Origin of the sequence: Ideonella oryzae (assembly GCF_024055665.1) — a bacterium.
GTDB lineage: Bacteria > Pseudomonadota > Gammaproteobacteria > Burkholderiales > Burkholderiaceae_C > Ideonella > Ideonella oryzae.
Genome location: NZ_JAMXMC010000007.1, coordinates 319955 through 343016, shown reverse-complemented (window position 1 = coordinate 343016; position 23062 = coordinate 319955). Strand labels below are relative to the sequence as shown.

The window sequence follows — 23062 nt, the reverse complement described above, 5'->3', positions numbered from 1 at the left end:
AGTCTGTCTCTCGTGGTGTCCTCAGCAGCACCTGTCAGGCCGACGATTCACCGGGAATCTCAAATACCGCTTGGGAAGGAGAAAACAGCCGGGTTCTGCTTGACCGAGGGGGAAGTCCCTGTAAACCGGTTAGGCTGGTTGCATGCGCTTCAATGGCTAAAGCTTTCATGCTTCTTTGCCCTCCAATATGCAATCAACCAATAGAACAGTGACACGACTAAGCCATGTGTGCCGAGTAGCACGACTCCAGCTAGTACAGACATTGCGCTGAAACCAGATGTCTCTGTTAGCGCCAGGAGCAGCAAGCCGGCAGCTAAGCCAGCACATGTACCAACCAGTAGCGTTTTTCCGAAAGTTGTCCAGCCACGGCGGCGAGCGATGATGAGGGCAGGCAGTCCGACGGCAGCAGCAAACAAATATGAGGCGATCAACCCAAAAATTAAGGCACCCATATTGCCCATGAGTGCGCCCTGCAGCAGGCCTGAACCTAGTGGCGCCGCAGCAAGGGCGATAACCTCTCGCGTGTTCATACTGATGTTGCCTAACTAGCTATCGACCCCACTTTGCGCCCCAAAACCCCGCATGCTCCCGAAAACACCGGAGCTTCACCAACACCAAGTGGCTGTCGAGATTGAATTTTCAATGACTTTTGCGCACGGTATCACCACGGTACCCAGCGACAAATGGCGCATTGAAACGAGGCGCGACAAAACCCGTCAACTTGATGATGTGGGCAGCCCGTATGGGGGCCGGCCTGCGCTTGGCAGAGTCCTACCACCCTCCGCCGAATTCAGTCCGCATTTCAACCACACGCCCGGGCAAAGCCCGGCAAGCGTGCGCAAGCCGCGCCAAATCAGGCGGAGCAGTTCAGCAGCGAACCCACCATGCTGCCCTCGGTCTTGAGGGTCAGCACATTGGCCTGGAAGTTGTAGAGCGCCACTTTCTGGTTGACCACGTCCTGCGTGAGCTGGTCGGTGCTGGCGCCGTCTGGGCCCTGGGTGTCCAACTGTCGGAGTTGGGCGTCCACCCCCCCGGTGGCGCGGGTGCTTTGCACCACATCCTCGCGTCGATAGCTCGGTGTGGCGACGTTGGCGATGTTGTTCGCCGAAGCATCCAGCCGCGCCTGTGCCGCGGCCAGGCCGCTGGAGGCAATGGTGGGCAGGGTGGACATGACCGCTTGATCGTCCGATCAGAGGCCTTGTTGAGCCCCTGTTCCACTTTTTTACATGGCGGCAACGATCTCCCGGGACAGGCCCGCCAGGGGGACGGTGCGGCTCACGCCGCCGCGCTTGATCGCCTCCTTGGGCATGCCGAAGACCACGCAGCTGGCTTCATCCTGCGCCAGGGTCTGGGCGCCCGCCTGGTGCATCTCCAGCATGCCGGCGGCGCCATCGTCGCCCATGCCGGTCATGATGATGCCCAGGGCGTTGGCCCCGGCGGCTCGCGCCACCGAGCGGAACAGCACGTCCACCGAAGGTTTGTGGCGGCTCACCTGCGGCCCGTCGCGCACCTCCACCCGGTACTGCGCCCCGCTGCGCTGCAGCAGCAGGTGCATGCCGCCCGGGGCGATCAGGGCTTGGCCGGGCACCACCCGGTCGTTGTTCTCGGCCTCCTTGACCCGGATCTGGCAGAGCCGGTCCAGCCGGTCGGCAAAGGCGGCGGTGAACTTCTCGGGCATGTGCTGCACGATGACCAGGCCCGGGCTGACCCGGGGCAGCTGGGTCAGCACCTCTTCGAGCGCCTGGGTGCCGCCGGTGGAGGTGCCGATGGCGACGATGCGCTCGGTCGTCTGCGACAGGGCCCGCGGGCCGCCGGCTGGCAGCACCGCGTCGGCGCTGAGCTTGGGCGCCGGGCTGGCCACGCCACCCGTGGCGGCGCGCGCGGCCAGGCGCTGCACATTGGCCCGCGCCGCGGCGCGCACCGCGCCCAGCAGCTCCTCGGCCGATTCGGTCAGGAACTCCTTGAGGCCGATCTTGGGCTTGGTCACCACCGCCACCGCGCCAGCGGCCAGCGCGTCCATCGTGGTCTTGGCGCCCTTCTCGGTCAGCGTGGAGCAGATGACCACCGGCGTGGGCCGCCCGGCCATGATCTTGCGCAGGAAGGTGATGCCGTCCATGCGCGGCATCTCCACGTCCAGCACGATCACGTCGGGCCAGCCCTGCTTCATGCGTTCCACCGCCAGCAGCGGGTCGGCCACCGCGGCCAGCAGCTCGATGTCCGGCGCGTCGCGCAACAGGCCCTGCATCACCTGCCGCACCACGGCGGAGTCGTCCACCACCATCACCTTGATCTTCTCGGCCATGGGTGTCTCCGTTCAGACCTTGCGGTAGATGGACGGTGCGATCTGGACCACCGGGGCGTCCAGATCGTTGAGGTTCTCCGAGTGGCCGATGCAGAACCAGCCGCCCTGGGGCAGGGTCTCCAGCACCCGGTGCACCACCTGGCGCTTGGTCTCGGCGTTGAAGTAGATCAGCACGTTGCGCAGGAAGACCATGTCGAAGCCGCCCAGGTTGGGCAGGCGTTCGTTGAGGTTGACGTGCAGGAACTTCACCTTCTCCCGCAGCGCGCGCTGGATCAGCAGCGTGCCCTCCTGCGCGCCGGTGCCCTTCAGGCAGAAGCGGCGCAGGTAGTCCGCCGGCATCTGGCGGATGCGCTCCATCGGGTAGTGGCCTTGGCGGGCGCGCGCCAGCACGCGGGTGCTGATGTCGGTGCCCACCACCTCGAAGGGGCGCTCGCCGCGCACATCGGCCAACACCATGGCCATGCTGTAGGCCTCCTCCCCGGTGGAGCTGGCTGCGCTCCAGATGCGCAAGGGGCTGTGGGCCGGCGCGGCCTGGGCCACCTTGCGCAGCAGCTCGAAGTGCTTGGGCTCGCGGAAGAAGTAGGTTTCGTTGGTGGTCAGCAGGTCCACCGCGATCTGCGCCTCCGCATGCTCCTCGCGCTGCTCCAGCAGGGCCAGGTAGTCATGGAAGCTGCCCATGTCCCGGGCGGCCAGCCGCTTGGCCAGGCGCCCGCTGACCAGGGACTTCTTGGTCGGGGACAGCGAAATGCCCGCGGCGTTGTGGATGAAGCGCTGGAAGCGGTGGAAGTCGTGATCGCTCAGTGGATGCATGGGCGGTCGTGTCCGGAAGAAGGTCAATGGGAGGCGGCCGCGTCGGGCGCTTCGCCCGGCTGCGGCCCGCGCAGCTCGGGCAGGCGCTCGCGGTGCTGGCGCACCCAGGCATACAGCGCGTCGCCGGGCATGGGCCGGCCGATCAGCCAGCCCTGGCCCACATCGCAGCCCAGGGACTGCAGCAGGCGCCAGTCCTCCAGGGTCTCGATGCCTTCGGCCACGCTGGTCAGGCCCAGTTCCTGGCACATCTCCAGCGCGGAGCGCAGGATGACTTGCAGGTGGGGCTGCTGCTGGGCGCCACAGACGAAGGAGCGGTCGATCTTCAGCTCGGTGAAGGGGATGCGGGCGAGCTGCTGCATCGACGAGAAGCCGGTGCCATAGTCGTCGATGGACAGGCCGAAGCCACGCAAGCGCAGCCGGGTCAGGCGGGTCAGCGCGGTGCCCAGGCGTGCGCTCAGCGAGCCCTCGGTGATCTCCATCACCACCTGGTGGTGCTCCAGCCCGTGGATGGCCACCCGGTCGGTGATCTGCTCCACCAGGTCGGGGCACTCCAGCAGATGGGGCGAGAGGTTGACGGCCATCGAGATGTTCAGGCCGTGGGCGCGCCAGGCGGCGGCCTGGGCCAGGGCCTGCTCCGTGACCGTGATGGTCAGTGGGGCGATCAGGCCCTCGCGCTCGGCCAGCGGGATGAACTGGTCGGGTGGGATCGGACCCAGCGCCGGATGGGTCCAGCGGGCCAGGGCCTCCACCCCGCGCAGCAGGCCGCTGCGGATGTCCACCTTGGGCTGGTAGTGCACCTGCAAGACGCCGCTGCGCAAGGCCGCGTCCAGGTCGCTGGCCGTGACACTGGGCTGCAGTCGCGCCGGCGGGAGCGAATGCGCCGGCAGCGTGCCTTCAAGCGTCTCGCGCAGCCGGTCCACCGACAGGGGCTTGCGCAACGAGGCCACCATCGGCAGTCCCAGCTCCAGGCCCAGCCGGCGCACCGAGTCCAGCAGCACCTGCTCGCGGGAGGAGACGATCAGCACCGGAAAGCTGACGCTGCGCCGGTGCAACTGCTCGATGAACTCGATGCCATCCATGCCGGGCATCTCCAGGTCCACCAGCAGCAGGCTGGGTGGCAGCACCAGCAGGGCCAGCAGCTCCAGGGCTTCCAGGCCATTGCAGGCCTCGTAGATCAGCTCGATGCCCAGGTCCCGGCACAACCCGACCGCATGGGAGCGCTGCACCGGGCTGTCGTCCACCACCAGCGCTGACCGGTATCCACCGGGTGCCGGGCCTGTTTCGTGTTGCGGGGAGAGGGTGGCCACGGTGCGGGCTCCTTCAGGCGGGCAGGGCCTCGGCCGGGCGGGCGGCGGCCTCGCCGGGCCCATCCAGGCCGACCATCTCGTCCAGTGCCAGCGCCTGTTCGGCGTTGAGCAGGATGACGAAGCGCTCACGCACCTTGCCCATGCCGGCAATGAAGTCGCGCCGGATGCGGGTGCCGAACGCTGGCGGTGGCTCGATGTCGTCCATCGGGATGTCGAGCACCTCGCTGACCGCGTCCACCACCACACCCACCACCTGGCGCCCGTCGCCTTGCGGGACTTCCAGGATCACGATGCAGCTGCGGCGCGACACCGGGCTGGGCGGCCGACCGAAGCGCGCCTGCAGGTCCACCACTGGCACCACGGCACCGCGCAGGTTGATGACCCCGCGCACGCTGGCCGGCATCATCGGCACCTCGGTGGGGGCCCGGTACTCGATGATCTCTTTGATGGCCAGGATGCCCAGCGCGAACATCTCGCTGCCCAGCAGGAAGGTCAGGTACTGGGTTGGCTCGGCCGCATGGGCGGCCACGACGGGGCGGTTCATGGGCCAGCTCCTTCAGAAGTTGACGAACTGCGATTCGTCGATGTCGCTGGCCACCGCGGTGGTGGGCAGGGACTTCTTGGCCGGGCCCGCAGCCGGGCTCTTGCGCACGCCGCCCCGCGCGGCCTGGATGGCGCGCCGCGCCGGGGCCGCCGCATGGCCCTGCGCCAGCGCGTTGCTCACCTTGAAGAAGCTCATGGCCCGCTGCAGCTGCTCGGCCTGGCTGCTCATCTCCTCGCTGGTGGCGGCCAGTTCCTCGGAGCTGGCGGCGTTCTGCTGCGTGGTCTGGTTGAGCTGGCCCACCGCGGCGTTGATCTGGCCCACGCCGGAGGACTGCTCTTCCGAGGCGGCGGTGATCTCCTGCACCAGGTCGGAGGTCTTCTTGATGTTCGGCACCATTTCGCCCAGCAGCTTGCCGGCGCGCTCGGCCAGCTCCACGCTGGAGCCTGCCACGTCGCCGATCTCCTGCGCGGCCACTTGGCTGCGCTCGGCCAGCTTGCGCACCTCGGCGGCCACCACCGCGAAGCCCTTGCCGTGCTCGCCGGCCCGGGCGGCCTCGATGGCGGCATTCAGGGCCAGCAGGTTGGTCTGGTAGGCGATGTCGTCGATGATGCCGATCTTCTGGGCGATCTGCTTCATGGCGCTGACGGTGGCCTTGACGGCCTCGCCGCCTTCGGCCGCTTCGGCGGCGGCACGGGTGGCCATCGCGTCGGTGACCTTGGCGTTCTCGGTGTTCTGCGAGATGGAGGCGGTCATCTCCTCGATCGAGGCGCTGGTCTCTTCCACGCCCGAAGCCTGTTCGCTGGCGGCCTGGCTCAGGGACTGGGCCGTGGCGCTGACCTCTTCGGAGGCCCCGGCCAGGGCTTCGGCGCTGCTGTTGACCTCGCCCACCACGGTGGAGAGCCTCTCGGTCATGGTCTTGAGCGCGGCCAGCATGCTGCTGTCGTCACCCTTCCTGGTCTCGACCTCGACGGTCAGGTCGCCCTCGGAGACGCGCTTGAGCACCTGCGCCGCATAGGCCGGCTCCCCACCCAGCAGCTTGAGCAGGCTGCGGGTGATGAGAACGGCCACCACGGCGGCCATGGCCAGAGCCGACGCGGTCAGCGTGAAGACCAGGGAACGCGTGGCGGCATAGGTGGCCGCAGCCTCCTTGGATGCAGTCTCCATCACCTCGACCACGTAGTCGGACAGACCGTCCAGCGACTCCTCGAACGCGGCGTTGGCGGGGCCGAACTCGTCGTGCAGATACTGTGCGGCCCGGGTCTTGTCGTTGTGGGCCAGCTCGAACAGCGTGGGGTACTTGCTGCGCAGCGCCTGCCGACGATCGGTGATGGTCTTCAGGATGGCGCGTCCCTTGTCCGTGGAGATCGACTTGTCCAGGGCATCCATCATCTTGCCGGCTTCGGCGCTGTTGGCCGCCATGCGGTCCTTGATGGCGTTGAACTCCGCATCGCTGGTGGCCAGCACCAGCGCCCGCGCCTCGCGTCCGTTGCTGATGGAGAGGACCTGGAGATCCTTGGCCGTCATGGACTTGGGCACGCGGTCTTGCACGATCAGCGTGGTGCTGTCGTTGAGCCCGGCCATGCGGGTGATGCTGAGCGCCGCCAGGGCAATCAACAGCGCGATGACCACGCCAAACCCCAGCGCAAGCCGGGTGGCGACTTTCATGGATCCAAACATGGGGACGGTTCCTTTTCAGTGAAGACAGACGGATGACGGACGGTGGGGACCTGACGGTTCAGGCGGCGTGGGTGGATCGTTCGGCACGGTCGAGCACCCGGTTCATGAGCGAGGGCACATCCAGGATCAGCGCCACCTCGCCATTGCCCTGGATGCTGGAACCCGCCAGGCCCTGCACCCGGGCGAAGACCTTGCTCAGCGGCTTGATGACGGTCTGCGCCTCGCCCAGCAGGCGGTCCACGACCAGGCCCATGCGCTGGCTGCCATGGCGCAGCACCACGATGTTTTCCCGGGGGCCGGGCTGGCCGGGCAGCTCGAACAGCTCGCGCAGCCGCAGGAAGGGCAGCACTTGGCCGCGCAGGTTGGTGTAGTCGCGGTCGGGCTCGGCGCTGAAGGCCACGCACTCCTCGACCATCTCCAGCGGCAGCACGAACACCGCGCCGCCCACACCCACCTGGAAGCCGTTGATGATGGCCAGCGTCAGCGGCAGGCGCACCGACACCGTGGTGCCCTGCCCGGGCCGGCTGTCGATGTGGACGGAGCCGCGCAGCGCGGTGATGTTGCGTTTGACCACGTCCATGCCGACACCGCGGCCGGACAGGTTGGTCACCTTCTCGGCGGTGGAGAAGCCCGGCTCGAAGATCAGGTTGTAGACCTGGCTGTCGCTGAGCACCTCGCCCGGCTCGATCAGGCCGCGCTCGACGCCCTTGGCGAGGATGCGTTCGCGGTCCAGGCCGCCGCCATCGTCGCTGACCTCGATGACGATGCTGCCCGAGTCGTGGAAGGCGTTGAGCGTGAGCGTGCCCTGGACCGGCTTGCCGCTCTCGGCGCGCCGTTCGGCGGACTCGATGCCGTGGTCCATCGCATTGCGCACCAAGTGGGTCAGCGGGTCGGCGATCTTCTCGACCACGGTCTTGTCCAGCTCGGTGTCCTCGCCATGGATGGCCAGCACGATGTCCTTGCCCAGTTCCTGCGACACGTCATGCACCACGCGGCGGAAGCGGCCGAAGGTGGCACCGATCTTCACCATGCGCAGCTGCAGCGCGCTGTCGCGCATGTCTTCCACCAGCCCGGCCAGCAGCGAGGTGGCTTCGATGCTGGGGCCGTCGCCGCTGCGGCGGGCGGCCAGGCTGGCGCCAGCGGCCGCAGTGATCATCTCGCCCACCAGGTTGATCAGGTGGTCGAGCTTCTGCGCGTCGACCCGGATGGTGCCGGCGCCGCTGCTGCCGGCGCTGCCATGGGCCTCCTTGACCTGCTGCTGGCGCGTGAGGGCCGCGTCCACCAGGGCGGGCAGCACCAGGCCCTGTTCCACCAGGATCTCGCCCAGCGGTGCGGCCGGCGTGGCCTGCTGCTGGGCCAGGGCCTGGGCCAGCTCGTGCTCGGTCAGCGAGCCGCAGCGCAGCAGGATCTCGCCCAGGCGGGGTGGCTCCTCGCCGGCCCGCTGGATCAGCGCGAAGTACTCGGACACCTTGCTGCACGGCGGCACGATGCGCACCTCGGCGTCGTCCAGCACGAACTCGAAGGTGCTCTCGATGGTGGCCTTGTCGGCGCGGCTGTCCAGCCCGATCTCGAAGCCCAGGTAGCAGGCCTCCGGGTCCATCTGCGACAGCGGGGGCAGGCGGTCTTCCAGGGTCACCACGCCGGTGAGCGTGCCCAGCCGGCCCAGGTAGCGGATGAAGGACAGCGGGTCCATGCCATTGCGCAGCACCTCGGGGCCGAAACGCAGCGACAGGTGCCAGTGGTCCAGACCGCCGGTGGCCGGGGTGCTGGAGTCCTGGGCCGGCGCGGTGGCGGCTGGCGTGCCCAGGTGCTGCTGCAGCCGACCCAGCAGCGGTGCGTTGCGCTCGGCCCAGGCCGCCTCGCTGGCGTCCTCGCCCCGCCCGATGGCATCGACCTGCAGGCTCATGTGGTCGCGTGACTCCAGCAGCAGGCCCACCAGGGCCTCGTCCAGGGTCAACTCGCCCTCACGCACCCGGTCCAGCAGGCTCTCGAGCACATGGGTGAAGCGCACCACCCCGTCCAGCCCGAACAGGCCGGCCGAGCCCTTGATCGTGTGGGCCGCGCGGAAGATGGCGTTCACCAGCTCGTGGCGCTCTTCGCTGTCGAGCACGCTCAGCAGCGCACCCTCCATCTCTTCGAGCAGTTCACGGCTCTCGGCCAGAAAGGTCGGCAGGGCCTGATCCATGTCCAGGGTCATTGCAGCGCTCCAGTCGTCTCAAGCGGTGGGTGCAGCAGGCCGGCCAGGCCCATCAGGCCCAGCACCTCGCGAACGGGGCCGCTGGCCACGGGGATGGCAAAGCGCTTGCCTGCGGCCAGCGCGTCCTGCCGCGCCGCCAGCAGCAGCTGCACGGCGCTGCTGTCGAGCTCGCTGACGCCCTCCAGATCCAGGCGCAGGTCGCCGGGCTGGTCGAGGGCATCGAGCAGGGTCTGTCGCAGCTCCTGGGCCCGGTAGATGGTCAGCTCGCCATCCAGGCGAAGCGCGGTGGGGGTGCTCATCGTGGTGCTCCCCGGCTCAAGGCAGGACCAGCTTCTCGACCGCGGCCAGCAGCTGTGGCGGCTGGAAGGGCTTGACCACCCAGGCCTTGGCGCCGGCCATCTGGCCCTCGCGCTTCTTGGCTTCCTGGCTCTCGGTGGTCAGCATGATCACCGGCGTGAACCGGTAGGCCGGCAGCGCCTTGACGGCCTTCAGGAACGTGATGCCGTCCATGCGCGGCATGTTCACGTCGCTGATGATCAGGTGCACCTTCTGGCCGGTGAGCTTGCCCAGCGCGTCCTGGCCATCGCTGCCCTCGATCACGCTGTAGCCCGCGCCTTTGAGCGCAATGCCCACCACCTGGCGCACGGAGGCGGAGTCGTCGACGATGAGAATGGTCTTGCTCATGGCAGTCCTCGGGGGTCTCAGAAAAAGGTGATCTCGGTCTCGGCGGCGGCCGCCGTGCTGGCCGCCGGGGTGGGTGCGCCGGCATGCACGGCACGCTCGTCGGCCATCGCATAGGTCTGCGCCAATTCGGCCAGCAGCGGCGTGGCATCCAGCGGATGGGGCTGGCCGTCCTGCGCGATGCGCTGCTGGTGGGCCTCCACTACCTCGGGCAGGCGCTGCACGTTGTCGCGCACATGGCAGAGGATCTGGCTGACCCGGTCCTGGAACTGCAGCTGCACCAGGGATTCGTACACCTCGGCCTGGATGCGGGTGCTGCCTTCGCGCAGTTGGCCGGCGGCCTGGCGCAGCCCCTCGGTCAGCGTGCCGAACTCGTCGAGCACCCCCTGGATTGCGGCACCCGAGGCCTGCGCGGCCTGGGCCTCGTGCTGGGCCGAGGCCTCCGCGGCGGCGCGTGCCTCGGCGATGGCCTGGTTGATCAATCGGATCTTCTCGGCGATGTGCGCGCCGGTCTCGCCGGAGCGCTGTGACAGCGTGCGGACTTCGGCGGCCACGGTGGCGAAGCCGCGGCCCATCGGGCCGGCATGCGCCGCCTCGATGGCCGCATTGATGGCCAGCAGGTTGGTCTGCTGCGCGATCTTGGCCACCGCCTCGGCCATGTCCTTGAGTTCGGTGACGAAGCCCTCCAGCCCTTGCACGCGGCTGAGCGTGCGCTGGTTGGCCGTCTGCGAGCCGTGCAGGGCCTGCAGCACCTCGTTCAGGCGGGCCTCGCTGCGGGCCCGCACGGTGTGGGCCTCGGTGCCATCGCCGCTGCCCTGGGCCAGCGTGCTGTCCAGCGCGCTGGCGATGGCGCCGAAGCGCTCGCTCAGGCTGGCGATGGCCTGCTCCATCTGCTGGCGGGAGCTTTCGATCTGGCCCGACCAGACCGGGCTGATCTGCTCGCAGAAGCGCTGTTCGCTGGCCAGGTAGGCCTGCCACGGCGCGGGCAGGCCGGTGGCTGGCGCCGTCGGGCGTGACGCCCAGGCCAGCCCCGCGGCCAGGCTGGCCAGCACGGCCCCCAGGCCCCAGCCCCAGGCCGAGCCGTCGGAGACCAGCACGGCGCCGACCGCGCCCAGGGCGCCCAATGCCAGTGTCCCGTGCCACGCTGGGCGGAATCGCGAAACCGCGGTGCTCATGAATACGACCTCCTTGAGCTCAGGGTTTCGGTTCCATCCCGGGGGGCTGGAGGACCTTGACGGCCAATCAGCGGGCCTGGCCGGCCAAACCCGCAGCCCGTCGGCGGGTACCGATAATCCTTCGTCAGCAAGGGTTGTTCGACGTGTCAGAGAAAACTCAAAGAGGGGTGTGGTCGGGGATGGCGCCGGGTGTCACCGGGGCTGCTCCTGCCCCGGGTCATGTGCCGGTGGTGGTCTGGCAGCTGCTGGCGTGCTGCAGTGAACGGGGCCTGCCGCTGGAGCCCCATTTCGAGCAGCTGGGACTGCTGCCCGAGGACCTGACCCGGCCGGGCTGCCTGGTCGATCCGGCGGTGGGCCTGGAGCTGGTGCGGCGCATGCTGGCCGCGCTGGGGCCACCGCCGCAGCTGGGGCTGCGCTGCGGGCGCAGCATCAACCTCAGCAAGCTGGGCGTGCTGGCCATGGGCCTGCAGGCCAGCCCCACATTGGGGGAGGCGCTGGCATTGACCCTGCGCCATCCCTGGTCGGCGGGCTTCTTCGTCTCGCTGCACGTGGGGCCGGGCCCGGGGCAGGACCTGCGAGCCGAGCCGCTGCCTGGCGGTGCCGACCTGATGCCTTTCCTGGCCGACAACCTGTTCGCCGCGATGGTGGCGCTGCGCCGCCGCATCGTTGGCGAGGACTACACCCCTCAGCGGGTCGAGCTGGTCCACCCAGTGGAGGGGGATGCCCGTGGCTACGAGGACTTCTTCCGCTGCCCGGTGCAGTTCGACGCGCCGCGCAACCGCTTGCTCACCAGCCAGGCCTGGCTCGAGCGCCCTCTGCCCACCGGCCACCTGAGCACCTGGCGCCTGGCGCGGGACATGCTGGATCGCATGGCCCGCGAGCAGGTGCGGTTGCCGCCCCTGGTCCAGGCGGTGGACCGCATCCTGCGCCAGGGCATGCCGCGGCCGCCGGCACCCGCCGAGCTGGCGGGGCGCTTCAACATGAGCGAACGCAGCCTGCGCCGCAAGCTGGCCGAGCTGGGCCTGAGCTACGACGTGCTGCTCGACCGCGTGCGCCATGCCCGTGCCGAGGAGCTGATCCGCAACTCCGCGTTGAGCCTGACCCAGGTGGCCGACCAGCTGGGCTTCACCGACGTGCGGGCCTTCCGCCGGGCGTTCCGGCGCTGGACCGGCCGCTCCCCGTCCGAAGCCCGTGGGCAGGGTGAGGCCGGCCCGACCGATGGCACCATGTGACCCACCATGTCCGAACCCACCCGCATCCGCCTGCTCCTTGTTGACGACCACCCGCTGGTGCGCGACGGCCTGCGCGCGCGCCTGTCCGCGCTGGACGGTGTGGCCGTGGTGGGCGAGGCCGGCGATGCCACCGAGGCCCAGGCCGAGGCCCTGCGCTGCCAGCCCACGCTGGTGCTGATGGACGTGGGCATGCGCGAGGTCAACGGCATCGAGCTGGCCGCCCGCCTGCTGGCCGACCACGCGGGCCTGCGCGTGCTGATGCTGAGCATGTACGACAACCCGGAGTACGTGCAGCGGGCGCTGCAGGCCGGTGCCAGCGGCTATGTGCTCAAGGACGCGCCGGCCAGCGAGATCGTCAGCGCCATCCGCACCGTGGCCGAGGGCGGCGTCTTCCTCAGCCCGGCGGTCTCACGCCGGCTGTTTCGAAATCAAACGCCCCGGCCCTTGCTTTCCCCGCGCGAAAGCCAGATCCTCTCAGCCCTGGCGCGCGGCCTGTCGAGCAAGCAGATGGCCCGCGAGCTGGACCTGAGCGCCCGCACCGTCGACGCCCACCGCCAGAGCATCAAGCGCAAGCTGGCCCTGGACACCCAGGCCGACCTGATCCGCTACGCCGTCGAGCATGTGCGCCTGCAGGGCGCCGGAGACGCACCGACAACCTAGGGTTATCCATTAAGGATCGTCCCTTAGGCGAGTTGGCGCGGCGCGCTGCGCATTGCGACGGTAGCGGCGCCCCACCCCCCACGCGCAGACTGAAGCCCCCTTGCCCCGGCACCCGTTCCGGGGCGGATGCCTTTGGATCGACCCCATGGAGACAGCCCTCATGTCCAGTCTGCGCCGCCACCTGCCGTGGCTGCTGGTCGCCATCCTCGGAGCCTTCGGGCTCGCCACGGTCGCCCTGGCCCGTGGCGAGCCCGTCAGCGCCCTGTGGATCGTGGTGGCCGCCGTCTGCACCTACCTGATCGCCTACCGCTACTACAGCCTGTTCCTGGCCGACAAGGTCTTCGGCCTGGACCCGCGCCGGCAGACCCCGGCCTGGGCCCACAACGACGGGCTGGACTACGTGCCGACCAACAAGTTCGTGCTCTACGGACACCACTTCGCCGCCATCGCCGGCGCCGGCCCGCTGGTGGGCCCGGTGCTGGCCGCGCAGATGGGCTACCTGCCCGGCCTGCTGTGGATCCTGGCCGGCGTGGTCTTCGCCGGCGCGGTGCAGGACTTCATCGTGCTGTTCATCTCCACCCGCCGCGACGGCCGCTCCCTGGGCGACCTGGTCAAGCAGGAGATGGGCAATGTGCCAGGCGTGATCGCGCTGTTCGGTGCCTTTATGATCATGATCATCATCCTGGCGGTGCTGGCCCTGATCGTCGTGAAGGCCCTGGCCGGCTCGCCCTGGGGCACCTTCACCGTGGCGGCCACCATCCCGGTGGCGTTGTTCATGGGCCTCTACGTGCGCTACATCCGCCCGGGCCGCATCGGCGAGGTCTCCGTCATCGGCTTCGTGCTGCTGATGCTGGCCATCGTCGGTGGCCAGGCCGTGCACGACAGCCCGACCTGGGGCCCGCTGTTCACCTTCGACGGCAAGGCCCTGACCTGGATGCTGATCGGCTACGGCTTCATCGCCTCCGTGCTGCCCGTGTGGCTGCTGCTGGCCCCGCGCGACTACCTGTCGACCTTCCTGAAGATCGGCACCATCGTCGCGCTGGCCATCGGCATCCTGTTCGTCGCGCCGGAACTGAAGATGCCGGCCTTCACCCAGTTCGCCGCCGGCAACGGCCCGGTCTGGTCGGGTGACCTGTTCCCCTTCCTGTTCATCACCATCGCCTGCGGCGCGGTGTCGGGCTTCCATGCGCTGATCTCCTCGGGCACCACGCCCAAGATGCTGGAGAGCGAGAGCCATGCCCGCTTCATCGGCTACGGCGGCATGCTGGCCGAGTCCTTCGTGGCCGTGATGGCCCTGGCCGCCGCCTCGGTGATCGACCCGGGCGTCTACTTCGCGATGAACGCGCCGGCCGCGCTGGTGGGCAGCACGCCCGAGGCCGTGGCCCAGACCCTGTCCACCTGGGGCTTCGTCATCAGCCCTGACGTGCTGGTGCAGACTGCCCAGGACGTGGGCGAGCACACCATCCTGGCCCGCGCCGGTGGCGCGCCCACGCTGGCGGTGGGCATGGCGCAGATCCTGCACCAAGTGGTGGGCGGCAAGGCCATGATGGCCTTCTGGTACCACTTCGCCATCCTGTTCGAGGCCCTGTTCATCCTGACCGCCGTGGACGCGGGCACCCGCGCCGGCCGCTTCATGCTGCAGGACCTGCTGGGCACCTTCGTGCCCTCGCTCAAGCGCACCGAAAGCTGGGTCGCCAACCTGCTGGCCACCGGCCTGTGCGTGGCCACCTGGGGCTACTTCCTCTACCAGGGCGTGGTGGATCCGCTGGGCGGCATCAACACCCTGTGGCCGCTGTTCGGCATCGCCAACCAGATGCTGGCCGCCGTGGCCCTGCTGCTGGGCACCGTGGTGCTGTTCAAGATGAAGAAGGGCCGCTACGCCTGGACCACCGTGCTGCCCGCCCTGTGGCTGCTGGCCTGCACGATGACCGCCGGCTGGCAGAAGATCTTCTCGGCCAACCCCAAGGTCGGCTTCCTGTCGCACGCCCAGAAGTACGCCGACGCCCTGGCCAGCGGCCAGCTGCTGGCCCCGGCCAAGTCGCCCGAGGCCATGGCCCGCATCGTCTTCAACGACCGGCTGGATGCCGCCCTGTGCGCGCTGTTCATGTTCGTCGTGGTGAGCGTGGCGGTCTACGCGGTCAAGGCCATCGCCCAGGCCCGCGCCAGCCAGCGCCCCACCGTGCAGGAGACGCCCTTCGTCGCCCTGGCGGAGGGCGCGCGGTGAGCCTGCTGGGCGGCCTGCTCGAAGGCCAGCGCGCCGGTGCGCTGGCCCGCGGCCTGGGCCAGGAGGTCGGCCAGGCCGGCCGCTACCTGGCCCAGTCCTTCCGGCTGATGGTGGGCGTGCCGGACTACGGCACCTACCTCAAGCACATGGCCGCCACCCACCCGGACCAGGCGCCCATGAGCTACGAGGACTTCTTCCGCGAGCGCCAGCAGGCCCGCTACGGCGCCCGCACCGGCCGCTGCTGCTGACCATGCCCGGGTCCGGCCGCGAGGACAATCGCGGCATGCGCCTTCGCCTCAAGCTCGTCCTGCTGGCCGCCGTGCCGCTGCTGCTCTCGGTGGCCCTGATCGCCGCGGCCGTGCGCCACCAGGAGCAGGCCCTGGCCCGCCGCGAGCAGGCCCTGGTGCAAGAGGCCTACATGGCCGCCCGCCAGGCCGAGCTCAAGCACTACGTGGACCTGGCGGTCAGCACCATCCGCCCGCTCTACGAACGCCGCCACCAGGACCCCCAGGCCCAGGCCGAGGCCTTGCGCCTCTTGGGCAGCCTGGACTACGGCAGCGACGGCTACTTCTTCGTCTACGACCTGCAGGGCCGGGTGCTGATGCACTCGCGCCAGCCCGAGCTGCTGGGCCAGAACCTGTGGGAACTGCGCGACCCGCAGGGCCAGCCCACCATCCAGCAGCTGATCGCCCAGGCCAAGGCCGGCGGCGGTTTCGTCACCTACCCCTGGCGCAAACCGTCGAGCGGCCAGATGGTGCCCAAGCTGGGTTACGTCACCGCCCTGCCCGACTGGAACTGGATGATCGGCACCGGCCTGTACCTGGACGACATCCAGAGCACGCTGGGCGCGCTGGACCGCCAGGTCGGCGCCCACATCACCACCACCTTGCTGTGGATTGCCGGCATCGCCATGGCCGGCCTGGGCCTCTTGAGCGCCAGCGGCCTGTGGCTGAACCTCAGCGAGCACCGGGTGGCCGACGCCAAGCTGGGTCTGCTGGCCCGGCAGGTGGTGCGCTCGCAGGAAAGCGAACGGGCCCACCTGGCGCGCGAGCTGCACGACGGCACCAGCCAGACCCTGGTCTCGGCCAAGCTGATGGTCGAGTCGGCGGTGGACACGCTCGAGCGCGCCGGCACCGTGCCGCCGCCTGCACTGGCCAAGGCGCTGGAACGGCTCAACGACGCCCTGGGCGAGGTGCGCAGCCTGTCGCACCGGCTGCGCCCGGCCACGCTGGACACCCTGGGCCTGCCCGCGGCGCTGGCCTGGCTGGGCCACGAGTTCGGCGAGCACGGCCAGCTGCAGCTCCACCTCCAGCTCGACGAACCCGAGCCGCCCTTGCCCGACGAGGTGGCCACCGTGCTGTTCCGCGTCGCCCAGGAGGCCCTGGCCAACATCGGCAAGCACGCCCAGGCGCAGCGGGTGAGCCTGACCCTGAGCGCCGAGCGCGAGGGGGTCTGCCTGACGATCCACGACGATGGTCAGGGCTTTGATCTGCAGGCGGTGCAGCAGGACCCGCGCCGCGGCATCGGCCTGCGCAACATGCGCGAGCGGCTGGAATCGATCGACGGCACGCTGGAGTTGGACGCGGCTCCCGGCGCCGGCACCACGCTGTGGGCGCGGGTGCCAGCCCAGGCCCTGGCCCGTTTGGGCGGGGCGGTGGCCGGCCAGGCCTGAGCGGGCGGCCCCCGCGCTTCAGCCGGCGGAGGCGCAGCGCACGCCGTGCTGCAGCAGGCAGGCCCGCAGGGCCTCGAGCGTGAAAGGCTTGGCCAGAAAGCCGTCCATGCCGGCGGCCCGGCAATCGGGGCCGTCCACGGCCTCGTCGCCGCCGGTCATGGCCACCACCGGCACGCGCGGGCGGCCCGCGGCTTCGGCGTTGGCACGCAGCTGGCGGGTGGCTTCCAGTCCGTCCAGTCCGGGCATGTGCAGGTCCATCAGCACCAGGTCCAGCTCGACCACGGCCGCGCATTCAACGGCCTCGCCGCCGTCCTCGGCCAGCGTGCAGCTGACGCCCAGGCTGGCCAGCATGGCCTGGGCCACCACCCGGTTGACCGGGTGGTCCTCGGCGACCAGCACATGGGCCGGTCGCCCCGCATCGGGCGCGGTGGCGTCATCCATGGACATCCTCCTTGGGCGCATTCGCTTCCTGCCGCCCCTGCGCCTGCTCCAGTGTGGCATGGGCCGCGGCAAAGCTGTAGGCCGTCACCTCGTCCACCAGGGTCTGTCCCAGCGGGCCCAGGCCGCGGGTCAGCAGGGTGCGCTGGCGTTCCACCAGCTCGACGGCCGCGGTGTCGTGCGATTTGAGCAGCGGCTTGAGCTTGCGCAGCAGGCGGCGCAGGGCGCCGCGCTCGGTCTCGCTCCATGGCGGGGGGGCCGGCTGGGCGGTGGCGGGCAAGGGACTGAGGGCGGCCGCGAGCGCGTTCTGCACGGCTTCGAGGGCGCTGGCCAGGGCCAGGGCGGCGTCGCGGGCGGTGTCGGGCAGCCCGTCGGCCGCATGCCGGGCGGGTTCCAGCGCAGCGCCGAGCGTGCGGGCCAGCGCCGCCAGATCCGCCAGGCCCACCGTGTCGGCCGCGCCGGCCAGGGCATGGGCCAGCGGCCCCATCGGCTCGGCGCTGCCCTGCGCAGCGGCTTCCCGCAGACGGCGCACATCGGGCGCGTGGTGGTCCCGGAACAGCTGCAAGGCGCGCAGGAACACCGCCTGCTGGCCCTGCACCCGGCCCAGGCCATCCGCCAGGTCCAGCCCGGGCACCGTCCGCAGGCGGCTCAGCAGCGCGGCCTCGGCGGGCGCATCGGCCTGGGCGGGGGGCGGGGTCTGCGGGCTGGGCGCGGCGGTGGGCGGGTGGGCCAGCCAGCGGGCCAGGCACTGCCAGAGCAGCTCCGGCACCACGGGCTTGGAGAGGTAGTCGTTCATGCCGGCGGCCAGGCAGGCGGTGCGGTCTTCCTCGAAGGCATTGGCCGTCATCGCGATGATGGGCAGGGCCTCGGCCGTGTGCCGCTGCCGGATCTGCCGGGTGGCCTGCAGGCCGTCCATCACCGGCATCTGCACATCCATCAGCACCAGGGCGAAGCGGCCGCTCTCCACCTGGCGCACGGCCTCCTCGCCGTTGTCGGCCAGGGCGTAGTCCAGCCCCTGGCTGCGCAGCAGCATGCCGGCCACCTCCTGGTTGGTGGGGTTGTCCTCGGCCAGCAGGATGCGGGCCTGGCGCCAGTCCACGCTCTTGACCTCGGCCGCCGGTGTGGCGGGGGCCGGTGGCAAGGGGGACGGAGTCGCCCTTCCCGTCGTCTGGAAGGGCAGCTCCACCCAGAACAGGCTGCCCACGCCGTCGCGGCTCTCGGCCCCGATGTCGCCTCCCATCATCAGGGCCAGGCGCTTGCTGATCGCCAGGCCCAGGCCCGTGCCGCCGAAGCGCCGGGTGGTGGAGACATCGGCCTGCTCGAAGGCCTCGAACAGGTGGGGCATCTGCTCCTCGCGGATGCCGATGCCGGTGTCCTGCACCTCGAAGCGCAGCCGCAGCTGCCGCCCGGCGCGCGCCAGCACCCGCACCCGCAGGTCCACCCGGCCGTGCGGGGTGAACTTCACCGCGTTGCTCAGCAGGTTCAGCAGGATCTGCTCCAGCCGCAGGCGGTCGCCCAGCACGCGGGCCGGGCAGTCGGGCGCCAGGTCGACCTCCAGGGCCACGTCCTTGGCGCGGGCGCGGTCGGCCAGCATCGTGCTCACCCGCTCGATGCTGGTGCTGAGCATGAATTCGCCCACCTCCAGCGAGAGCTTGCGGGCCTCGATCTTGGAGAAGTCCAGGATGTCGTTGATGACCTGCAGCAGATGCTGCCCGGCGTCGCCGATCTTTTCGAGCTGGTCGGTCTGCCGGGGGGTCAGCGGATCCAGGTGCAGCAGGTGGGCAAAGCCGATGATGGCATTCATCGGCGTGCGGATCTCGTGGCTCATGTTGGCCAGGAAGGCGCTCTTGGCCTGGTTGGCCGCCTCGGCGTCCTGCTTGGCCTGGGCCAGGTCGATCTCGATGCGCCGGCGCCGCACGATGCGCCAGAGGTCGCCGCCGAACAGCGTCATTTCACGCAGATCGGCCTCGTCGTAGGGCTGCGCCTTGTCGGCCACGCCCAGCAGCATGCGGGTGCGTCCGCCGTCGCTGACGGGCACCAGGGCCAGGCGCATCAGGCCGGGGTCGAGATCGCCTTCGTGCGCGGCCGGGTCGGTCAGCTCCAGCATCAGCGGCTGGTCGGCCGCCAGCACGCGTGCCTGGGCGTCCTGGCTCCAGCGGGCCAGGCCCTGGCGCAGCGCGGCCGGCGTGCCGCGGCTCCACAGCACCCGCGGGATCTCCCCTTCGGTGCCCCACAGCAGCTGGGCGAAGGCGCCGGCACTGCGGCTGAGCGCGGCCACGTCGTCGATGCCCTTCTGCAGCAGTTCGTCCTCGGACAGGGTGCTGGCCCGCTCGCTGAGCGACAGCATGGTGCGCAGCCGCCGGTCCTCGCGGTGCAGGCGGGCGTTGACGCTCTCGAGCTCGGCCGTGCGGCTCGCGACCAGGTCTTCCAGGTGCTGCCGGTAGCGCATCAGCTCCTGCTCGGAGGCCACCCGGTCGCTGATGTCGGTGCCGGTGCCCACCACCAGGGTCTGCTCGCCCTGCTGGATGCGGCGCGACACGAACAGGTAGGGCGTGCGCCGGCCATCGCGGGATTCCAGCATGGCCTCCACGGTGGCTTCGCCCTCGGCCATCACCTCCAGCAGGCGCTGGGCAATCAGGCCCCGATCCTCCGGCGCGAAGAAGTCCGTGGCCAGCCTGCCCGCGATCTCGTGCGGGCCGTAGCCGGTGACTTCTTCGACCCGGCGGTTCCACAGCGTCAGGCGGCCCTCGCCGTCGATGGCGAAAAAGAGGTTGGAGATGGAGTCGATCAGCTGGCCGCGGAAGCGCTGCTCGGTGCGGCGGGCCTCCTCGGCCGCGGCGAACTCCAGCGCGAAGCCGATGTCCTGGGCCAGGCGGCTGAGCAAGGCCACCAGGTCTTCATCGAAGTGGTTGGCCGCCGAGGCATAGACGTTGAACACCGCGCGGGGTTGACCGGACACCCGGATCGGAAAGCAGGCCGAGGCGCCATAGCCCTGTGCCAGGGCCTTCTCGCGCCAGGGGCCCACCCGCGGGTCGTAGCGCAGGTCGCTCACCACCACGGGCTCGCCGCTGCGCCAGGCCTGCGCGGTGGGCCCGGGGGGGTCTGCCGGGCCCACGGCGATGTGCAGGTCATCCAGGTAGCCGTTCACATCGCCGGCGTGTTCGCTGGGGGTCAGCGTCAAACCGTCTTCGCTCAGCTGACCCATCCAGGCCATGCGGAAGCCGCCGGTCTCCACCGCCACGCGGCACACCTCACCGAACAGCGAGGCCTGATCGCGGATGCGCACGATGGCCTCGTTGACGCCGCTGAGCACGGCATAGGCCTGGTTCAGACGCTGGAAGCGGGTCTCGCGCTGCTTGGCCTCGGTGATGTCGCGCCAGACGGCGCAGACCAGCGGGCGCCCGGCATAGACGACCTGGCGCAGCGTCAGGTCGATCAGCTGAAGATCACCCTGGACATGACGGTGACGGGTTTCCAGGCACACCGTCTCGCCCGCCAGCACGCGGGCCATCAAGGCCCGGATCGCGGGTTCCTCCAGCTCGGCCTGCAGGTCCATCACGCACATCCGGGCGAAAGCCTCGCGGCTGTGGCCCAGGCCCTGCCAGGCCTTGGCATTGAAGTGCACGAAGCCCAGGGTGTCGGGGTCGACCAGCACGATGGCATCGGTGGTCTGACCGAACATGGTGTCGATCAGCCGCTCCTGTTCGGCCACCACCCGCGCGCCCTGTTTGATCAGGGTGATGTCGCGTGCCACGCTGAGCACGCCGGCCACACGGCCTTCGGCGTCGAACAGCGGGGACTTGATCGTCTCGAACAGACGGCGCGCCGCCTGACCGGCCGGGCACAGCCACTGCTCCGTGGCCCGGGGGCTGGCCAGGGCCATGACCTCGGCGTGGCCGGCGGTCAGGGCCAGGCGGGTCTCTTCGTCCAGGCCGGGCAGCGTGCCTTGCTGCAGGATGTCCTGTCGGTGCAGGTCCACAAAGCGTTCGAAGGCCGCGTTGCAGGCCTGGTAGCGGCCCTCGCCATCGGCCAGCCAGATGAGGTCGGGGATGGCCTCCAGGATGGCGCTGAGCCGGCGCTGGCTTTGCTGCAGCGCCTCGGCCGTGCGCCCGTGGATGATGGCCGTGGAGGCCAGCTGGGCAGAGAACTGCAGGTGTTCCAGCTCTTCCGGCGAGGGGTGGGCCGGGTGGCGGTGGTAGATCGCGAAGGAGCCCAGCACCCGCCCGTTCGGGCCGGGAACGGGTTCGGACCAGCAGGAGGCCAGGCCGGCCTGGGCCGCCAGGGTCTTGTAGGGCGCCCAGTTCGGGTGGGTGGCGATGTCCTCCACCACGATGCGGCGGCCCAGGGCCATGGCCGCGCCGCAGGAGCCGGCCGTGGGGGAGATGACCAGGCCGTCCAGGGCCTGGCAGTAGAAGCTCGGCAGGTGCGGTGCGGCGGCCGGCCGGATGTGCTGGCCATCCGGATCCAGCAGCAGGATGGAGCACAGGGCCCCGGGGAACAGCTGCTCGTAGTCCAGCGTCAGCTGCTCCAGCAGGGGCAGCAGGGGCTCGCCGGCCACCAGCCGCTCCAGCAGGACCAGGCGGTCGCGCTCGCGCTGCTGGGCCCGGTCGCTGGGCCCCAGGTCCCTGAGCACGGCCACCCGGCAGGGCCGGCCCTGGTGGGTGATGACATGGGAGCGCCCCAGGACCCGCATCAGGCTGCCGTCCGCCCGCAGGCAGTGCCAGCTGCCTTCGCTGGTCCGGTCGCCCAGGCTGGCCACCCGTTCGCGCATGGCCTGCCGCTGTTCGGCGACGACGAAATCGGGCAGCTGCATCTGCCCGGCCTGCTGTGCGCTGTAGCCCAGCAACGCCTGGAAGGCCTGGTTGCTGCGCAGCACCCCCAGGGTGTCCAGCGCATAGATGAACATGGGCGCCGGGTTGTGGTCGAAGAGGTCGCGGAACTCCTGCTCGGCTTCGCGCAGCGAGGTGATGTCCCGCCCGATGCCCAGCACGCCCTGGACCTGGCCGTCGGCATTGCGCACCGCGATTTTCCGCGTCTGCAGCAGCTCGCGGTGGCCGTCCGGGAAGGTGACCCACTCCTCGTTGCTGCGCGGTCCGTCGCTGGCCATGGCGGCGCGGTCGTTGGCGCGGAAGGACTCGGCCTGCTCGGTGTCGACGAAATCGAAATCGGTGCGGCCCACGATGTCGCGCTCGGTGGCCCCGTAGAAGGCCTCGAAGCGCGGGTTGCAGCTGAGGAAGACCCCCTGGGTGTCCTTGAGCCAGACCAGGTCCGGAATGGCCTGCAGCACCGCCTGCTGCAGCCGGCGTTCCTCCTCGATCACGCCATCCATCACCGCCAGGGCCATGGTGCGCGTGAGGTCGTGTTCGTTGAGCACGCCCTGGAAGAGGCCTTCGGCGTCCACCACCACCAGGTGGCGGATGCCCAGGGCCAGCATGCGGGCGGCGGCCTCGTTGAGGCTGGCGTCCGGGGCGATGGTGTGCACCGGCTGGCTCATCCAGTCCTGCAGCAGGGCGTTGTCCAGGGTGGCCTGGCCCTGCGCCACCTGGCGGGTGAGGTCCCTCAGGGTCAGCACGCCCACCGGGCGCTGGCTGTCCAGCACCACCACCCCGGCTTCGGGCTGCTGGGCCATCAGGGCGCGGGCCTGGGCCAGCGTGGCCTGCGGCGGCAGCGTGGGCGCCACCAGGCGCATCACCGAGCGCACCCGGTGGCGGCCGGTCAGCACCTCCAGGTTGAGCAGGCAGCGGAAGTCGGTCTCGCTGACCACCCCATCCAGGTCGCCCTGCTTGTCCAGCACCAGCAGGTGGCTGACGTTGCGGGTCAGGCAGAGCCGGTAGGCGTCCTCCGCCTGCAGGTGACCCGGCGCCGAGGCGGCCGGCTGCAGCTGGGTGTCCACCCGTGTGTCCGGCGGCAGGCCCTGCTGGCTGGCCCGCAGCAGCTGGGCCTCGGTGATGACGCCCAGGGCCTTGCCATCGGCGTCCAGCACCGGGGCGAAGGAGATGCGGCGCTCGCTCAGGCAGCGGGCCGCGTCGAGCAGTGTCGCGTTCCGCGGCAGCGTCACCACGGGACGGCTGGCCAGCGTGTGCAGGGGCCGGCGCAGCGGATGCTGGGTGTCCAGGCAGAGCAGGGTGTCGGCCATGGTGGGG

The 23062-nt window shown here is 70.1% G+C and carries 18 protein-coding genes; 5 read left to right on the top strand and 13 right to left on the bottom strand.

What is annotated here, in order from left to right; translation table 11 throughout:
- Positions 1 to 149: 149 nt before the first annotated feature.
- From M0L44_RS14220 to M0L44_RS14170, 11 genes are all read right to left on the bottom strand, one after another.
- The gene (locus M0L44_RS14220) at positions 150 to 530 is read right to left on the bottom strand and encodes a hypothetical protein (RefSeq protein ID WP_252770416.1); all 381 of its coding nucleotides are present in this window, start codon (positions 528 to 530) and stop codon (positions 150 to 152) included.
- A 323-nt stretch (positions 531 to 853) separates the two neighbouring features.
- Positions 854 to 1171: a flagellar basal body protein gene (locus M0L44_RS14215; RefSeq protein ID WP_252770415.1), complete on the bottom strand. Its 318-nt coding sequence runs from the start codon at positions 1169 to 1171 to the stop codon at positions 854 to 856.
- Positions 1172 to 1222: 51 nt separating this feature from the next.
- Positions 1223 to 2302 (bottom strand): protein-glutamate methylesterase/protein-glutamine glutaminase, encoded by a 1080-nt coding sequence (locus tag M0L44_RS14210; RefSeq protein ID WP_252770413.1) that lies wholly within the window; start codon positions 2300 to 2302, stop codon positions 1223 to 1225.
- Positions 2303 to 2314: 12 nt separating this feature from the next.
- The gene (locus M0L44_RS14205) at positions 2315 to 3112 is read right to left on the bottom strand and encodes a CheR family methyltransferase (RefSeq protein ID WP_252770412.1); all 798 of its coding nucleotides are present in this window, start codon (positions 3110 to 3112) and stop codon (positions 2315 to 2317) included.
- A gap of 23 nt (positions 3113 to 3135) precedes the next feature.
- Positions 3136 to 4419, bottom strand: coding sequence for an EAL domain-containing response regulator (locus tag M0L44_RS14200; protein WP_252770409.1), 1284 nt, complete (start codon positions 4417 to 4419; stop codon positions 3136 to 3138).
- Positions 4420 to 4432: 13 nt separating this feature from the next.
- Positions 4433 to 4963: a chemotaxis protein CheW gene (locus M0L44_RS14195; protein ID WP_252770407.1), complete on the bottom strand. Its 531-nt coding sequence runs from the start codon at positions 4961 to 4963 to the stop codon at positions 4433 to 4435.
- Positions 4964 to 4975: 12 nt separating this feature from the next.
- Entirely contained in the window at positions 4976 to 6628 is a 1653-nt protein-coding gene (locus M0L44_RS14190; RefSeq protein WP_252770405.1) for a methyl-accepting chemotaxis protein, read from the bottom strand.
- A 70-nt stretch (positions 6629 to 6698) separates the two neighbouring features.
- Positions 6699 to 8831, bottom strand: a complete 2133-nt coding sequence (locus M0L44_RS14185) for a chemotaxis protein CheA (protein WP_252770438.1) — start codon at positions 8829 to 8831, stop codon at positions 6699 to 6701.
- Positions 8832 to 8833: 2 nt separating this feature from the next.
- Entirely contained in the window at positions 8834 to 9136 is a 303-nt protein-coding gene (locus M0L44_RS14180) for an STAS domain-containing protein (protein WP_252770403.1), read from the bottom strand.
- A gap of 16 nt (positions 9137 to 9152) precedes the next feature.
- Complete coding sequence (locus tag M0L44_RS14175; RefSeq protein ID WP_252770402.1) at positions 9153 to 9521, bottom strand: response regulator; 369 nt, start codon at positions 9519 to 9521, stop codon at positions 9153 to 9155.
- 17 nt (positions 9522 to 9538) lie between these two features.
- Positions 9539 to 10693: a methyl-accepting chemotaxis protein gene (locus M0L44_RS14170; RefSeq protein ID WP_252770401.1), complete on the bottom strand. Its 1155-nt coding sequence runs from the start codon at positions 10691 to 10693 to the stop codon at positions 9539 to 9541.
- Between the two features lie 179 nt (positions 10694 to 10872).
- Here M0L44_RS14170 and M0L44_RS14165 point away from each other — a divergent pair, with 179 nt between their 5' ends.
- The 5 genes from M0L44_RS14165 (at position 10873) to M0L44_RS14145 (ending at position 16481) form a co-directional block, all read left to right on the top strand.
- A complete protein-coding gene (locus tag M0L44_RS14165) occupies positions 10873 to 11925 on the top strand; it encodes an AraC family transcriptional regulator (protein WP_252770400.1) in 1053 nt (350 codons plus the stop codon).
- A 6-nt stretch (positions 11926 to 11931) separates the two neighbouring features.
- Positions 11932 to 12585 carry a response regulator transcription factor gene (locus M0L44_RS14160; protein WP_252770398.1) on the top strand — a complete coding sequence of 218 codons (654 nt, stop codon included), beginning with the start codon at positions 11932 to 11934 and terminating at the stop codon, positions 12583 to 12585.
- Between the two features lie 160 nt (positions 12586 to 12745).
- On the top strand, positions 12746 to 14809 hold the full coding sequence (locus M0L44_RS14155; RefSeq protein ID WP_252770396.1) for a carbon starvation CstA family protein: 2064 nt from the start codon (positions 12746 to 12748) through the stop codon (positions 14807 to 14809).
- Positions 14810 to 14862: 53 nt separating this feature from the next.
- Positions 14863 to 15057, top strand: a complete 195-nt coding sequence (locus M0L44_RS14150) for a YbdD/YjiX family protein (protein ID WP_026096154.1) — start codon at positions 14863 to 14865, stop codon at positions 15055 to 15057.
- A 35-nt stretch (positions 15058 to 15092) separates the two neighbouring features.
- On the top strand, positions 15093 to 16481 hold the full coding sequence (locus M0L44_RS14145) for a cache domain-containing protein (RefSeq protein WP_252770394.1): 1389 nt from the start codon (positions 15093 to 15095) through the stop codon (positions 16479 to 16481).
- 18 nt (positions 16482 to 16499) lie between these two features.
- Here the strand turns inward: M0L44_RS14145 and M0L44_RS14140 are convergent, their stop codons facing one another.
- Together M0L44_RS14140 and M0L44_RS14135 are read right to left on the bottom strand one after the other, a co-directional pair.
- Positions 16500 to 16922 (bottom strand): response regulator, encoded by a 423-nt coding sequence (locus M0L44_RS14140; protein WP_252770391.1) that lies wholly within the window; start codon positions 16920 to 16922, stop codon positions 16500 to 16502.
- Positions 16915 to 23055, bottom strand: a complete 6141-nt coding sequence (locus tag M0L44_RS14135) for a PAS domain S-box protein (RefSeq protein ID WP_252770389.1) — start codon at positions 23053 to 23055, stop codon at positions 16915 to 16917. Before M0L44_RS14135 ends, M0L44_RS14140 begins: the two co-directional genes overlap by 8 nt.
- Between the last annotated feature and the right edge of the window lie 7 nt (positions 23056 to 23062).